This window comes from Rhodohalobacter sp. SW132 (assembly GCF_003390325.1).
Lineage (GTDB): Bacteria > Bacteroidota > Rhodothermia > Balneolales > Balneolaceae > SW132.
This window is the reverse complement of record NZ_QUOK01000004.1, coordinates 59909-75361: the sequence shown is the minus strand read 5'-3', so window position 1 is coordinate 75361 and position 15453 is coordinate 59909. Positions and strand designations below refer to the sequence as shown.

The window sequence follows — 15453 nt, the reverse complement described above, 5'->3', positions numbered from 1 at the left end:
TACGAAGCGGATTCGCAAAAATATTTAAAAACTTTTAGCCGGAATTCTCCACTGTTTTTGAATTGTACATTCTCTCAACAATCAGCATGTGAGGGAGAGTGAGTACACTGATCAGTATAAACATCAGGGTTAAAAATTGGTTTTCAAGCATAAAAAAGCGATTCAGCCACAATAAAAACGCAAGGCCTGCCAGTGAAACGAGCGTAAACGGCAAAGCTTTTTTATAAAATTGAACGAGTGTAAGGCTGCTGTTCTTCTGTTCAAAAAATGCACGCATTTCGTTCACGTGGCCGGCCGAATGCCAAAGTGCAAAATAAAGTGCAAAACCGATCAATGGCCCGGTAATAAGTAGTACGGCACCTAAAACAACACTGTCGATACAATATGATATCTTATTTTTAATCTGCCCGGTAAATATTCCGCCTGCAGAGATCACAATATAAAGAAGCGCGATACTCCAAAGTGCAGAGGTTGCATCGGGCATGAAAGCTGATAATTCAGCGGACGAAATTCGAATGGCGTCTGCCACAATTGGATAGGTTACCGAGGGGGCTGCAAACAAAATGATGCCAATGATCATCAAGCCGCGATTAACATACAAGATTCGGGAGTAGTAACGCCGCTCCGTGATGAAATCTTCCATATCGGCCTGACCAAAATGATAAATGGAAATGATCAGAAAAAAAGCCATACCGGCAGCGGGAAAGTAGACCCAAAGTGCACCAATGATCAGCATAATGAGCAGATAGCTCGAATAAAAAACCAGGTGATCTTTTAGTGTTTGATTTAAACCGTAGAGTTCGGCTGCCATCATATGATCAATCGCTCCATGCGGTATGCCGATTGCAAGAACCGAAATCAAAACAATCCAAAGTGCAATACTGTTTGCAAATTCAGGAGCTGCGAGCGATATGAAAATAAAAAAAGCACTCAGTAGCAACGTGATGCGATTAAGAGATTGCTGTGAGTGACGCATCAGGCTCCTGTAAAAATGCGATGTTTCATTTGATAAATCGCTTTGAAAAATGGGGTGTAGGGGAGAGAGGAGAAAATCGAAAGCTCGTGCGGGACACGGGTATCTTCCTCAAGAAATCGTAGAATTTTATCGAAGCTGTTTTTTTGAAACAGATCATGAAATATTTTTTTGCAGATTGAAGGATCTGATTTTAGCAGGTAAAGGAGCATCATATCATATACCCGGAACCGATAGTCTGACCGGTTTGCTTCAGGCAGTGGATCTCCATTTTCAAGAGCACGAACGAGGGATTTTGAATGTCGCTGAATTCGGGTAAATGTGTATCCGGTAGATGGTTTTGTAAGCCCGCCTACCGTTCCGATATTCATAACCCTGTCAGTGTGCCATGCAGGATAACGGCGATCTTCCATTGGGATTGAACCCAGCTCGGTTCGTAATATGGTGTAATGGTTGTCAGATAACTCATAACGGTTGTGCAGGTAGGCCCGGATTCCTCTCATATATTGATCTTCAGTGAGTACATTTTCCGTGAAGAAAGTATACTCTACAAGTGCTTTAGTCTGCGTGAATGGAAGCACGTAAAAAAAGGTGACGCCCTCAGCCTGTGAGGTGTCAAAATCCATGAGCATCGCTGTATCCGGATCAAAAACGGGTTCCCTCGTCTCAATTTCTACTCCCATAAAATGCTGTTTCAGGCTGATATCCACCGGGAGGGAATGGAAATTTTTTGGTTTAACAGCGCTTTGAAAAATCCATTCCGCAGAATAGTCACCATTAGTTGTATGTACAATTGAATGGGTTTCCGCGGATTTAAATCCGGTTATTGATGTTTCAAGACAGGTAACAGAGGGGTGAGAGGCTGCAAGCTGCAGAATAGAAGTTGAGTAATCGATACTTCGAATACAGTGATATTGGTAGCAATCCAGCTTCTCGCTGAAAATGTCATCAAATGCCCGAACCTGAAGTGTCGGCCATGTGTGATGAATCAACTCCTGACCGGGGAGTGAGGCTTTTTCCCAAAAACACCATGTTTTATCATTTGCAGGTACAAGTGATTGGTCAAGAAGCAGGATTTTTTTCCGGTTCAATACATCAGATTGCAGCAGATTCCAGAGCAGACTGAGTCCTGAAGCTCCGGCACCTGCAATAATGATATCAAATGATGATTGATCAGACATGAATTTATTTATGATTCGGAATATTTAGAAACATACGAAATATGAGCAGTTAACAGGCTCACCGCATGTAAACATTCCATCGGCCGCGAAAAGTTGAATCATAATTGATTTAATTCCCTAACCTTTTGGGCCGAAAAGGTTGAGAGTCCCCCTTCAAAGGCAATGGTGCTAACTTTCACGGTTTTTTTCAAACAGACCCAAATGAGCTGATATACCTAAAATCTTTTATCAACTTTTAAATAGTCCGGCCTTTGATTACTGAAGGAGGTGCTTGGTTTGCGGGGAGTGCATGCGATGCTTGTAAAAACTACCGGCCAATTCTATGATTACTGCCACTAAGTGATATGGACCTTTGTTTTTACATCGCAAAACGGACCGCAAATCCCGACTGATGGAATCACCAGCCCGGCGGGTTTTGGATACTGCCGCCTGCCCCGAGCGCTTTTGTCTCGGGGACCGTTCAAAAGTATCAGGAGAATAATCTATAATTGACTAATGTTAGTGACAATACCTTTGGAGGAGGAAACTCCATTTCGATAAAAAAGTTTTGGGATTCAAGTTGATATCTCCTGGGCTCTGCCCCGAGGTAGTTCATTTAGAATTAAAAATAGGTGCTGGGCTGAACGTTGAGAATAGCTGACTAATCAATATCCATTCCGAACTTATCCGCAGGGAGTTCGGAAAATTGTGTTTTCCTTTTCAGAAAAAAATCAAAAATTACCAGATTGGTATAAATTGGCACCTGGATTGAATTTTTGGCACTTCTTTTCTTTTGAACAGCTGACCTTTTTTTCAGAGATGAGGGAAGACGTCTATAAAATGCAAAATGCGCCCGGATGATAGCCAGTGTTTCTTTTGGATTTAAGGAGAGTATGGATCGTATACCGGCAACACCATCAAGACAGAGGCGAATAAAAATCGTTATGAAAAGAGATGAATTGAGATTTTTTGTGAGCATGATTAAACTGTTTCGGTAGTTGTAATACACTTTTCGGGGAGATCCCATCGGCATTGAACCGCCCCCGAGATGATATACGACACTTTTGTGCTGAAAACGGGTGGTATAACCGTCTCTCCATGCTCTCCAGCAAAGGTCGATCTCTTCCATATGAAACTCAAAATCCTCATCGAATCCACCCAGGTCATTGAAGACCTCTTTTCGGATGGCTAATGCCGCGCCGCTGGCCCAGAAAATCGGGGCATCATCATCATATTGTCCTGTGTCGAGTTCAGTATTTTCAAACAATCGGCCCCTGCAAAACGGGTATCCAAGCCGGTCGATCATTCCGCCTGCAGCGCCTGCATATTCAAAATATTCAGGATTTTCGTGGGATAATATTTTAGGTTGAACAATGGCAGTTTGTGGATCAGCGAATGAACGGTTCAGATGTTTAAGCCAGTGCGGATCAACCCGGACATCATTGTTTAAAAAAATCAGTATATCACCCGTTGCATACGGAACAGCGCGGTTGTTTCCGCCGCAATACCCGTAATTTTGATCAAATTTCACAACTTTGCACTGTGGACACTCTCTGTTTATCCACTCAGCACTCCCATCATTGGAGGAATTATCGGCAAGGATAATCTCAAAATTCTCATATTCAGATTCGGCAACAGAAGGTAAAAATTCTTTAAGGTAATGCAGCCCATTCCAGGAGACGATAATGATGCTGAAAGAGTTATTCATTTCCGGCAAGGTATTAGATTTTTAAAAAAATGAACAATAGGATTGCACCCGTATATTGGGTTCCCTATCATCAAAAAAAGCATTAAAAAAGCAGAAGATGAAGATAGGGCTATTATCGGATACTCATAACTATTTGGATCCCCGAATTGCGGAATATTTCTCCGGGTGCGATGAAATTTGGCACGCCGGGGATTTTGGATCTATCGGAATTGCCGAAGAGCTGCAGAAGGTAGCCCCGGTTTATGGCGTATATGGCAATATTGATGGTGATGACATCCGGAAAGAGTATCCGCTCCACCAAAGGTTTAACCGTGAGGGTATTAATGTTTGGATGACTCATATTGGCGGGCTGCCCGGACGGTATTGCCTGCCTATTAAAGATGAAATTGAGAACAATCCCCCGGATCTCTTCATTTGCGGCCACTCACATATTCTGAAGATTGCCAGAGATCAATCGCTCAACAAAATGCTCTATGTGAACCCTGGAGCTGCCGGTAAACACGGTTTTCACTTATACAGAACAGTGGTTCGGTTTGAAATTACGTTCGGACAGGTGAAAAATATGGAAGTCATCAACATGGGGAAAGTGGGGGAGAAGTAGTACTATCTGAATAAATCTATCAAAGAAGGTGATCTTGAAATCTGTAAACCTATTTCTGACTTGACGCGATCTGAAATCATCTTCACGAAAGGCCGAAATCTTCGTTATATTCAGTCGATAAACACCACTCAGATTCAGCAGATTGAACGTATTACGAATTATCTCCGGTAATTTTGTTATCGGCCTCCTTATATTTTATGGCTGTGCAACACCATCGGCACCAACAGGAGGACCACCTGACCGAACCCCGCCAGTTATTGTAAGCACTACTCCCGATGTGGGAACTACAAATTTTACCGGTGATGAAGTACGCTTTGAATTTTCAAAATTCCCCGACAGAGGGTCTGTTCGAACAAATGTCTCAATCGAGCCGAGTCTTGGTATCCAATATGAGGTGAGTTTCAGCCGAAGAACGGCCATCGTGGAGTTTTCTCAGCCTTTACCCGAAAATACCACAATCATTGTGGTTATGGGGTCCGATGTGTCTGATACAAGAAATAACCGGATGACGTCATCATATGAATTGGCTTTCTCCACCGGTCCGGTAATTGACGACGGTAATGTAATTGCAAGGCTGAGGGATGCAGACCAGGGCAGTGTGGAAGCTGGTGAACGTGTATTTCTTTTCAGGGAGCCGCTTGATTTTACCCGAAGTGCAAATTATGTAGCTCAGTCGGATACGGCCGGGATTGTAAACTTTTCTTATCTGCGCGAAGGTATGTATAGTGCGGTTTGGGTGGATGACATCAACCGGGACCGCCAGTGGAATCGTGAACGTGAGCGGGCCCAGCCATTTCATGTGGAGTCATTTTTTGTGGAGCAGGGTGAAGAGGTGGATCTCGGTACCATCTATATACAGCGCCCGGACACAACCGCTCCTCGTCTTGAGGGAGTAGGGTTGCTTTCGGAAGAGCGGCTGCGGCTGCGGATGTCTGAAGAGGTGGTATGGGATCCCGGGGCTGAACTTACGATCAGCGATTCGCTTGGCGATTTTTACACCACTGCATATCCATTATACACCAGCAGGGATGATCCGCGTGTTGTACTGGCACAAACTGAAGATCCGCTGGAGGAAGAAAATCGGTTTTCAGTTCAACAGAATGGTTTTCGAGACAAGGCGGGCAACTCATTGCAAGTGACGGTTGATCCATTTACCGGCTCGGCTGAACCGGATACAACTCTGCTGCGATTGATTAAAGATAATGCCGATGGCGGACTTTTCCCCGATCAGGCCCTCGAAATTACCTATTCAAAATTTATAGACGATGATGCTGTCGTAGATTCGCTGATTGTATATGAAGGTGAACAGATGGTGGAAGAGTATGAATATGTTGAAATCTTCCGCAATATTTTGCGGATACTGCCGAACGGAGACTGGGATACCGGAATCCGGCATCGTTTTGGCATCTGGGATCCCGATTTTAGGGAGCGCCGAACCGTAGAACCCGACATTTGGCAGCGGAATCAACTGGGCAGTATCGAGTTCAATCCCGCGGATGGCGACACCACAACATCTACCCGCCTTATGCTTCGCGATGAATTCAACACAATGGAACTGGATACTACATTTACAGGATCCATTGAAATTTCGAACCTGGCCCCGGTACGTTACCATGCCAGGCTTTTCAGGGATCTGGATGAAAACGGAACGTGGGACCGTGGCGGAATTGATCCATTCAGAAGGCCTGAACCGTACTTTTTAAGGCGGAATATCCCGGTTCGGGAGGGATTTACTTCAGATGTTTCGGTGGAATTTTCAGGAATGCCGGAAGAAACAGAGCTTCCCGAAACCATTGAACTGCCGGAAGATGCCAATAACGATGATGGCAATGAAGATAATGACGGAAATAATCAGAATGATCAGTAAATAAGAAATTTAAATCATAGCAAGATGAATGAACTACTTTCGGGAGTTTACCAGGAGTTGACTCTCACGATCACAATTATCGTCATTATTTTACTGACGTTTATTGCTCAATGGCTTGTGAAAAGGGCGTTTAAACGTTTTGAAGAGAATAGCACTCAGTTTAAAGTTGATGATCCTACAAATTACAGATTTCTTTATTACGCAATTGTAGCGTTGATATACGTAACAGGGATTGGTTTTGCGATATGGAATATTCCGTCGTTGCGTCACATCGCCCAATCGATGCTGGCGAGTGCCGGAATCCTGGCGATAGTTCTTGGATTTGCGTCACAGCAGGCGCTTGGCAACATTGTAAGCGGACTTTTTATCGTCATTTTTAAACCGTACCGGATTAACGATCGCATTAGCATGAGAGACACACTGCGCGGTGTTGTTGAGGATATTAACCTTCGCCATACGATTATCCGGAATTTTGAAAATCAGCGGATTGTAATACCTAATTCGCTAATCAGCAATGAAATTCTGATAAATTCGAATTACAATGATGATAAGATCTGTAAACTGATTACCATTGGCATAAGCTACGGCTCAGATATTGATAAGGCGAAACAGATTATGGCAGAAGAGGTGGAAAGTCACCCGCTAAATATTGATAACCGCAAACCGGAGGATATTGAAAAAGGTACTCCACGGGTTCTGGTTCGTGTCATTGCCCTTTCTGATTCATCCGTATCGATACGGGCGTGGGCGTGGGCTTCTGATCCGCCAAATAGTTTTACAATGGAGTGTGATGTGATAGAATCCGTAAAGAAACGGTTCGACAGAGAAGGTGTTGTAATTCCATTCCCGCAGAGAACCATCAGCTATCTTGAACCGGCAAAAAGCGGTGCGATTCAAGATGAAACGAAACCAGGCGAGGCAGGTTTGAAAAAAGAGAAGAGATAAATTTAGAATCTCTTCTCTTTAAAATTCCGGGATTTGTTAGATCTGTTTACGGAACCGGAACCGTGGAAAGAATTTTGGAAACGATATCTTCGCTGGTAATTTCCTCCGCTTCCGCCTCGAATGTTGGGATGATCCGGTGGCGAAGCACATCCATGGCCACAAATCGCACATCTTCCGGGGTTACATACGCGCGATGCTCCATAAACGCGTGTGCGCGTGCCGCAAGGTTCAGATTGATTGATGCGCGGGGAGAAGCGCCAAAGTTTATCAGGTCATTAAGATCGGAAAGGTTGTAATTCTCCGGCTTACGTGTTGCGAAAATCAGGCTGATGATGTACTTCTCAACTTTCTCATCTGTATAAATTTCATTCACAACATCACGTGCTTCCAGGATTGTGTCTGCAGTGGTTACCGGCGAAATCGATGGTTTATCACCGGTTTTTGCCATCCGGCGCATAATTTCAAGCTCTTCTGCCTCGGAGGGATAACCGATATTTAGTTTCAGCATAAAACGGTCAACCTGCGCTTCCGGCAGCGGGTAGGTTCCTTCCTGCTCCACCGGGTTCTGAGTTGCAAGCACAAGAAAGGGTTTATCGAGCGGAAAAGTGGTATCACCAATCGTAACCTGTTTCTCCTGCATCGATTCGAGCAGCGCGCTCTGCACTTTTGCAGGGGAACGGTTGATCTCATCCGCAAGCACGATATTTGAAAAGATAGGCCCTTTTTTAACCGTGAAATCAGCCTCTTTCTGATTATAGATCAGTGTACCGATCAGGTCGGCAGGAAGCAGATCCGGGGTGAACTGAATCCGTTGAAATTTGGTGTTTATCGCTTTGGAGAGAGAAGATACAGTAAGTGTTTTAGCCAGTCCGGGAACTCCTTCAAGCAGAACGTGACCATCAGCCAGCAGGCCGATCAGCAGCCGGTCGATCATATATCGCTGCCCAACAATCACTTTTTCAAGTTCTCGATAAATATCATCAATGAAGGCACTGCTTTTCTCAATTTTTTCACCCAGCGCCTGCATGTCAATCGTTTGTTCCATTACTTCAATCTTTATTGATAATTTTTGGTTCAATTTACCTATTTTCAACGGGTCATTCGGGTAGTTAAAGAAAGAATAATGTCGGACTTCTACAACGATACCCGCCCCAAAAGGTAACTTTTATTTTTGGAGATTGGTATTGGGGAAAATTGAACATTAAAAAATGGTTGCAAGGAAACAGGTTTGGGAATAATTGAAGCGATACTTCTTGGCTTACTACAGGGCATTACAGAATTTTTACCGGTCAGCAGTTCCGGCCACTTGGTTTTGGCGCGTGCACTATCCGGGTCAAATATCGAACCGGGAATAACATTTGAGATAGTTGTTCACTTCGGCTCGTTTTGCAGCATTGCCGTTTATTATAGAAAACTGATTCTGCAAATTTTGTCAGACCTGTTTAAAAGTATCACGCCGGCCGGAATTCGCGACGGAAGATTTAAAAACGATGAGAATACACGACTTTCATACATTATTCTTCTGAGTATGATACCGGCAATGATCGTGGGTTTTACGCTCAAAAGCAGTATCGAAGACGCATTTTTAAACCCGGGTTTTGTTTCTCTGATGCTGCTTGTAACCGGCACCATACTTTACAGCACAAAATTTGTTGGAAATCCCGATAAGGATGTAAATGTATCGCGCGGACTCTGGGTTGGTGTGGCGCAGGCGTTTGCGATCATTCCGGGCATTAGCCGATCCGGCTCTACCATATCACTGGGCTTGCTGCTCGGGATTGAAAGAGATAAAATCGCTAATTTTTCTTTTTTGATGGTGCTGCCTGTCCTTGCAGGAGCCATGCTGCTTGAAATCCTGGAATTGATGGAAGCCGGTGAAATTTTATTGCCAGCGGGCAGTTTGGTCGCAGGATTTTTCACGTCCTTTATTTCGGGTTACCTCGCATTATCATACCTGATTAAATTATTGAAACGCGATAAGTTTTATTACTTTTCATTTTATTGCTGGACGGTAGGGGTACTTGGAATAATCTATTTTTATTTCATCCTGTAGCGATCCGATTTTCGTTGCGTTAAAGTTCAAAAAACTAACACAAACTTCTTGAAGCCATTTTTAAATTTGGCTACCTTGGAGGCTTCAATATAAAAGAACCTTCTGAATGGAAATCTACGCATTTGTTTTACTTGCTGTATTAGCCATCGCCAGCGCACTGGGGATGATTTTGAATAAAAATACAGTTAACAGCGCACTACTGTTGGTCATTAATTTGGTAACAATTGCCGGCATTTATCTGCTTCTCCAGGCTCAGTTCCTGGCTCTGATTCAGATTCTTGTCTACGCCGGTGCCATTATGGTGCTTTTCCTGTTTGTTATTATGCTCCTGAATGTTGAAGAGGAGGAGAAATTGTTCGATAAATTCAGGGTGAAATATCTTCTGGCGTTTTTGTTGGGAGTTGTCATATTCGGACAGATACTCTACAGCTTGGGCGGTGTAACGGATATGCTGCCGGAAATTTCCAGTGACATGCTGTATGTTGGAACGGTTGAGGCTGTGGGTGAAGTACTCTATACAGAATTTTTATACGCATTTGAACTAACCGCTATTCTTCTGACCGCAGCAGTTGTGGGTGCACTGATGGTCGCACAATATAAAGTGAAAAAAACTGAGGACTCTGAATGATCGGCATTGACTGGTATCTTGCACTAAGTGCTATATTATTTACGATTGGGGTAATTGGCGTATTAATTCGCAGAAACGCCATTGTTATTTTTATGTGCGTTGAATTGATGCTTAATGCAGTTAATGTTTCACTGGTGAGCTTCAGCGCGTTTCACGGGGATATTACCGGACAGATACTCGTATTCTTTTCATTAGCCGTTGCTGCTGCAGAAGCGGTTGTCGGGCTTGCAATTATTATCGCAATTTTCCGAAACAATCTTTCGGTTGATATTACGAAAGTGAACCTTTTGCGCTGGTAACGGTCACTAAAATCGATTCTTTAAAGCCTGCTGGATTTGATTCCACCGGGCTTTTTTTGTTTATATATCCGTTCTCTTCTATTTGAAATTATGCGGCGGCCTTTTTCCAGTGGGGAAAAATGAACTATCTCTGGACAGAGCCCACGAGGTATCAGCTTGGATCACGTACCTTTTTGATTGATATGATGTTTATTCTGGAGTGTCTACCCAACGAGAGGCTGTAAGCAAATACCTTGTCAAATAATCGGTGTCTTTAATTTTTTAACCGCAGGGGCGCAAACAGCCGCGGTGGTTATTTATTCATATTCTCCTGATTCTTTTGAATAGTCTCCGAGATAAAGCGCTCTGGGAATTAAACCATTTTTGATTATATCATCGAAACATCTGTGCATTTATAAAATAGATATAACTGTATATCGGGCGATAATTCTGGTTTGCCTGAGCTGCAAAAGGAATTTTTATCTGTAACACTTACAACCACTCTGTTTTTATTTATGAGATCTCCGTTGTCATTTTTATGTATACTCATGTTTGTGATTCTGTTTTATGGATGTTCTGATATATCTCAGAAGCAGATCGTTCTTCATCAAACCGAACATGAAATCAGTACGAATGAGGGTGAAATATTACTTCAGATTGATGATATCCCATCAATGGTACAAGTTGATGCCGAAGTGGAGTTCGGGGCGTCTGAGCGATTTACTGAGGCCGTCATGCAGCCACAAGGGGAGTGGTTCGCCGTAACTACAGCCGGTATATCACATGGCGCGGGTTGGCTGGTTGATAGGGATCAAAACCAAATTTATCCGGCGGCGTTTCAATATGGCGGATCCGTAGAAGCGGGTCCATGGAGTGAATCCGGAGAATTTGCAGTTTTTATCAACATCGGGCCGGCGCCGTCCCAAACACTCTCGGTGGCCACTATGAGTCAGCCGGGCCGCACTGTGAACGAAAATTCAATGAATGTTCGGATTTCGGATCATTCGGGTTCCGTTCCGCCTGAATCCGTATATGAACCGATCAGGTGGGATGATGAGATGCTCGTTTTTGAGGTTGACGGAATACGTTACAAGTTTGATCCGGTTGACAACGAGGTGACAGCTCAGGATTAAGCGAAGGCTGCAAGCGTTCACAGGTCTAAAAAGTTTCGTAGATATCCATCAAGAGGGAGCTCATGATTGTCAATCATTCTGTGTGCTTTTTAAATCAACATTTAACCAAAAAAAAGAGATTCTTATGATCGATTGGAGCTGGATAACAACTACAGGCACCACACTTCTTATGATTCTACTCTCTGCTGCGGGGATTTATATCGCGTTGATGATTCTAACCCGCATAACAGGTCTTCGAAGTTTTTCGAAAATGTCCAGCTTCGATTTCGCAATTACGGTTGCTATCGGGACGATTATTGCGAGTACACTTCTGACTGACGATCCTCCGCTTCTTGCAGGTGCATTTGGATTAACTTTGCTCTACGGTATCCAGTATATCGTTTCTCATTCACGGAGGCTTTCTAAAACTGTAGAGTTGATTGTAGATAACAGGCCGCTGTTATTGATGGCGGGGGAGAAAGTATTGACTGATCACTTAAACACCGGGAGAATAACAGAGGAGGACCTCAAATCAAAATTGCGTGAAGCAGGAGTTGTGAGTGAGGATCAGGTTCTGGCAGTTGTACTTGAAACAACCGGCGATGTATCTGTGATGAAACGAAGTGACAGGATCTCACCCTGGATCTTTAAGGGAATCCGGGGAGAGGAGCATCTGTCGTTTATGAAAGATGAAAATCAATAAACTTCCTGTTCCGGGCAGTTAGCCATACGACTTTGGATAGTATCTATAAGAAGTAAAAAAGAGAGAATGCAAGAAAGCAGACCAGGATAAAGCTCATCACCACTTCCATACCGGGACTATAGGTTGTTGCATCATTTTCTTTATTGCCAAACGGATTTAGCCATGTCATCGGGTTACGGAAAACCTTTGTAGAGAGTACAGCTGTGTTGAGCACCACTTTTTCAGCCCATCCAAAAAAACCATCGGTTGATTTGATAAACATTCTGTAGGCTGCCGGTGAAGCTTTTCTGTAGAACCAATCCAGGTCAAGTGCAATAACAAGCTTGCCTTTCATGAGGTGTTTAAGCATCCAGAAACCGATAAATGTCATTATTGCGATCTGCATGATCTCTACAAACAGGTAGATTGTATATGGATTGAAATCAGTTTCGTAGGGAAGAAATGCATAGAGAGTGGATGGTGCAATTCCGATAACCATACAAACAACCGCCACAAATCCCATTCCAATATACATGTTAAAAGGAATCGGTTTGATTTCCTTGTCGTATGAATCAGCGTGGAACCAGGTGTAATATGGGAGTTTCAGACCCACGCTTAAAAACGTACCAATCGATACAAAAATCAGAAGTAACATGGCAGTATCATAACCGGAGTAGCCTATAGCCGTAACTGCCATCGGTTTGGTCACGAAAGCAGTAAACAACGGTAAGCCGGAAATCGACAAACTTGCCACAAGGTAGAGGCCCAGCACATAGGGCAATTTTTTCACCAATCCGCCCAGGTGATACATTTTGGATGTTCCTGTTGCATATAATACGGCTCCGCAAGCCATAAAAAGGAGAGATTTATTCAGAATATTACTCACAGCGAGTGCGGCGGCACCGTTGAGTGCCAGTTCTGTACCCACACCAATCGCTGCGATCATGAAACCGAGCTGACTGATAATATGGTAGGTAAGAATTTCACGGATATCTTTGCAGATCACAGCGTACATCACACCATAGATCGCCATAATAACCCCGATCCAGATGAGAATATCCCAGCCGGGGAACATTCGGATCAGCACATAAACCGCTGACTTTGTCGTAAAAGAGTTCAGGAAAATAACACCTGTAATCGTCGATTTGGGATATGCATCAGACAGCCAGGTATGAATCGGAATAAATGCAGCATTCACGCCAACACCCAGGAAAATGAGGATGTTTGAAATCGAGTAAACCTGTTCAAACGACTCGATTGCCAGCGAACCGGTTTGGGTTACATGTAAAATGATTCCGGCGAAAAGGAGCCCTCCACCAAGCACGTGGTAGACCAGGTATCGCATACCTGCAGCTCGCGCGGCATCTGTTCGTGTAGCCCAGATCAGCCATGTGGAACTCACGGCCATTAACTCCCAGTAGACAATCAGGGTGAAAAGATCACCGGCGTAGACAACGCCGAGGGCACCGGCTGCATAGAGCAGGGCCGCGCATTGCTGACCAAGATCCTTCAGATGATATGCATAAATACCGCCAAATACGGCTGCGAAGGCTATAATCAAGCCAAACACACGGCTTAGAGAATCAACTTCCAGAAGGATAAGATCGTAGTTTCCGATTGCACCGGTTAGGGTGTAGCCATCCTGGTGCATAGCTGCCATAGCGAGGGCGGCAACGGGGAAAATCAAAAATACAGAACTGCGTAGTTTTTCCGGAATCAGCGGAAGCAGTGCAGCTCCGAGCACAAGAAGAACTCCCGGTATGGCAAGTAACTCAATTGTCATAGTAGTCAAGATCGCGGTTTACGATTTTCTTTGAAATAAAAGTTGCCGCATAAACCAGCAGTATACACCCGAGGAAGCCAAAAATGGCGTAGAATCCCGGTATAGCGTTCCACCAGTGGCTGTCATAATCAGCCAGAAACATGAATTCGAGCACAAGTGTAAGCAACAGTACAAGGCCTATTAAGATCCAGTAAATTTTCTTCATGGCGATGCAGAATTAAAGATCGATGCTGAAATATCGACAGCCAGATCAAAAAAGTTGAAAAATAGATTCGGAAAGAGTCCAAATAGCACAGAGAGCGTGGCGGTTACCATAATCGGTACAACCATAAAGGGTGAAGCTTCACCATACTTTTCCAGGCCCTCGGGTTTTCCAAAGTACGCTCGTTTAATAATCGGGAAAAAATACCCGGCATTTAAAAGACCGGAAACAACAAGAATTGTGATGGGGATAACCATATCACCTTCCAGTGAACCCATAGCCAGATGCCATTTACTGAAAAATCCGTTTATCGGGGGAAGGCCGGCAAGTCCCATCGAGCCGATCACAAACGCAGCCATCGTCCACGGCATAACGGTCGCGATTCCATTCAGATTGCTGATGTTTTCTCTGTGCAGATTCACATAAATTGCACCGGCGCAGAAGAATAAAGTGATTTTCATGGTGGCGTGCGCTGCGATGTGCATAATTCCTCCGGTCATGCCAAGAGGAGTGAGCATGGCTACACCTAAAACGATATAAGAAAGGTGACCGACTGTTGAGTAGGCAAGCCGCCGTTTAAGGTTATCCTGCCCGAAAGCAAGAAGTGAAGCCAGTAAAATGGTGGCTCCGGAAATAACGATTAGAATATCCTGGAAGCCGTAATCGAGTATCACATCGGTGCCGAATACAAATCCTACCACACGAATGACAGCAAAAACACCAGATTTAACAACGGCCACAGCGTGCAGGAGGGCACTCACGGGAGTAGGAGCAGCCATCGCTTCGGGCAGCCAGCTGTGAATCGGCATGATACCGGCTTTTACACCCACACCACCAAGAAACATAATAAACAGTACCAGCATGACATGTTGAGGAAGATCCACCTCAGTAAAAAGCCCTCCGGGAGTGAAGTCGAGTGTGCCGGTGTAAGAGTAGATAATTGCAGCACCGCCAACCAGCAGTAAACCGGCCGTAAGTGTATACGCCAGGTATCCGCGACCGGCTTTAATCGCAGCTTTATTTTCTTTGTGAATCACCAGCGGATAGGTGGCCAGCGTCAGCGCTTCGTAAAAAAGGATAAATGTGAGCAGGTTGGCACTAAACGCAATACCTATCGTAGCGGAGAGACAGACGGCAAAACTGGCAAAATACCGGGTCTGATGCTTCTCGTTTGCACCCCGCATATACCCGATGGAATAGAACGAAGTGAAAATCCAGAGTCCGGATGCAATTACGGCGAAAAAGACACCAAAGGGATCGGCTTTCAGCGCAAGCGGAAGGCCGGGGGCGAGATCCAGAATATGAATCTCCACACTCTGACCATCGATCGCCCCGGGGAGGAGCGTCAGGACCAGCCCGAACTTAATCAGTGCAGCCAGAATGGTCCATGTCTCTCGCAAATTAGGCTTTGCAGAGCTCATCAGTATCAGTGGCACAACGGCCAGTGACACTAAAATTGCT

15 protein-coding genes are annotated in these 15453 nt (G+C 44.4%); 8 read left to right on the top strand and 7 right to left on the bottom strand.

Translation table 11 applies throughout. The features are described 5' to 3' along the window. Positions 1 to 34: 34 nt before the first annotated feature. The 3 genes from DYD21_RS09360 to DYD21_RS09350 all read right to left on the bottom strand — a co-directional run bounded on the left by DYD21_RS09360 (position 35) and on the right by DYD21_RS09350 (position 3841). Positions 35 to 976: a Brp/Blh family beta-carotene 15,15'-dioxygenase gene (locus tag DYD21_RS09360; protein ID WP_116035696.1), complete on the bottom strand. Its 942-nt coding sequence runs from the start codon at positions 974 to 976 to the stop codon at positions 35 to 37. Then, positions 976 to 2154 carry a lycopene cyclase family protein gene (locus DYD21_RS09355; protein ID WP_116035694.1) on the bottom strand — a complete coding sequence of 393 codons (1179 nt, stop codon included), beginning with the start codon at positions 2152 to 2154 and terminating at the stop codon, positions 976 to 978. The genes DYD21_RS09360 and DYD21_RS09355 overlap by 1 nt, the downstream gene beginning before the upstream one ends. Positions 2155 to 2794: 640 nt before the next feature. Beyond that, complete coding sequence (locus DYD21_RS09350) at positions 2795 to 3841, bottom strand: glycosyltransferase family 2 protein (RefSeq protein ID WP_116036333.1); 1047 nt, start codon at positions 3839 to 3841, stop codon at positions 2795 to 2797. A 97-nt stretch (positions 3842 to 3938) separates the two neighbouring features. Between DYD21_RS09350 and DYD21_RS09345 the strand changes: the two genes are divergently transcribed. The 3 genes from DYD21_RS09345 to DYD21_RS09335 all read left to right on the top strand — a co-directional run bounded on the left by DYD21_RS09345 (position 3939) and on the right by DYD21_RS09335 (position 7254). Continuing rightward, positions 3939 to 4442 carry a metallophosphoesterase gene (locus DYD21_RS09345; protein ID WP_116035692.1) on the top strand — a complete coding sequence of 168 codons (504 nt, stop codon included), beginning with the start codon at positions 3939 to 3941 and terminating at the stop codon, positions 4440 to 4442. A gap of 142 nt (positions 4443 to 4584) precedes the next feature. Beyond that, complete coding sequence (locus DYD21_RS09340; RefSeq protein ID WP_116035690.1) at positions 4585 to 6309, top strand: Ig-like domain-containing protein; 1725 nt, start codon at positions 4585 to 4587, stop codon at positions 6307 to 6309. Between the two features lie 24 nt (positions 6310 to 6333). Then, a complete protein-coding gene (locus DYD21_RS09335; RefSeq protein WP_116035688.1) occupies positions 6334 to 7254 on the top strand; it encodes a mechanosensitive ion channel family protein in 921 nt (306 codons plus the stop codon). Positions 7255 to 7300: 46 nt separating this feature from the next. Here DYD21_RS09335 and DYD21_RS09330 read toward each other — a convergent pair whose 3' ends face one another. Then, the gene (locus DYD21_RS09330) at positions 7301 to 8299 is read right to left on the bottom strand and encodes a MoxR family ATPase (protein ID WP_116035687.1); all 999 of its coding nucleotides are present in this window, start codon (positions 8297 to 8299) and stop codon (positions 7301 to 7303) included. 183 nt (positions 8300 to 8482) lie between these two features. Between DYD21_RS09330 and DYD21_RS09325 the strand changes: the two genes are divergently transcribed. The 5 genes from DYD21_RS09325 to DYD21_RS09305 all read left to right on the top strand — a co-directional run bounded on the left by DYD21_RS09325 (position 8483) and on the right by DYD21_RS09305 (position 12028). Further along, positions 8483 to 9307: an undecaprenyl-diphosphate phosphatase gene (locus DYD21_RS09325; RefSeq protein WP_116035685.1), complete on the top strand. Its 825-nt coding sequence runs from the start codon at positions 8483 to 8485 to the stop codon at positions 9305 to 9307. Positions 9308 to 9413: 106 nt separating this feature from the next. Then, a complete protein-coding gene (locus tag DYD21_RS09320; RefSeq protein ID WP_116035683.1) occupies positions 9414 to 9935 on the top strand; it encodes an NADH-quinone oxidoreductase subunit J in 522 nt (173 codons plus the stop codon). Then, positions 9932 to 10234, top strand: a complete 303-nt coding sequence (nuoK, locus tag DYD21_RS09315; protein WP_116035680.1) for an NADH-quinone oxidoreductase subunit NuoK — start codon at positions 9932 to 9934, stop codon at positions 10232 to 10234. Before DYD21_RS09320 ends, nuoK begins: the two co-directional genes overlap by 4 nt. 527 nt (positions 10235 to 10761) lie before the next feature. Further along, complete coding sequence (locus tag DYD21_RS09310) at positions 10762 to 11346, top strand: hypothetical protein (protein WP_116035678.1); 585 nt, start codon at positions 10762 to 10764, stop codon at positions 11344 to 11346. 124 nt (positions 11347 to 11470) lie between these two features. Then, positions 11471 to 12028 carry a DUF421 domain-containing protein gene (locus DYD21_RS09305; protein ID WP_116036330.1) on the top strand — a complete coding sequence of 186 codons (558 nt, stop codon included), beginning with the start codon at positions 11471 to 11473 and terminating at the stop codon, positions 12026 to 12028. A 43-nt stretch (positions 12029 to 12071) separates the two neighbouring features. Here the strand turns inward: DYD21_RS09305 and DYD21_RS09300 are convergent, their stop codons facing one another. From DYD21_RS09300 to DYD21_RS09290, 3 genes are read right to left on the bottom strand one after another with little or no spacing between them, the layout of a single operon-like run. After that, a complete protein-coding gene (locus DYD21_RS09300) occupies positions 12072 to 13790 on the bottom strand; it encodes a Na(+)/H(+) antiporter subunit D (protein WP_116035675.1) in 1719 nt (572 codons plus the stop codon). Further along, a complete protein-coding gene (locus DYD21_RS09295; RefSeq protein WP_116035672.1) occupies positions 13780 to 13995 on the bottom strand; it encodes a hypothetical protein in 216 nt (71 codons plus the stop codon). The genes DYD21_RS09300 and DYD21_RS09295 overlap by 11 nt, the downstream gene beginning before the upstream one ends. Next, complete coding sequence (locus DYD21_RS09290; RefSeq protein ID WP_233505510.1) at positions 13992 to 15413, bottom strand: monovalent cation/H+ antiporter subunit D family protein; 1422 nt, start codon at positions 15411 to 15413, stop codon at positions 13992 to 13994. Before DYD21_RS09290 ends, DYD21_RS09295 begins: the two co-directional genes overlap by 4 nt. Positions 15414 to 15453 lie beyond the last annotated feature (40 nt).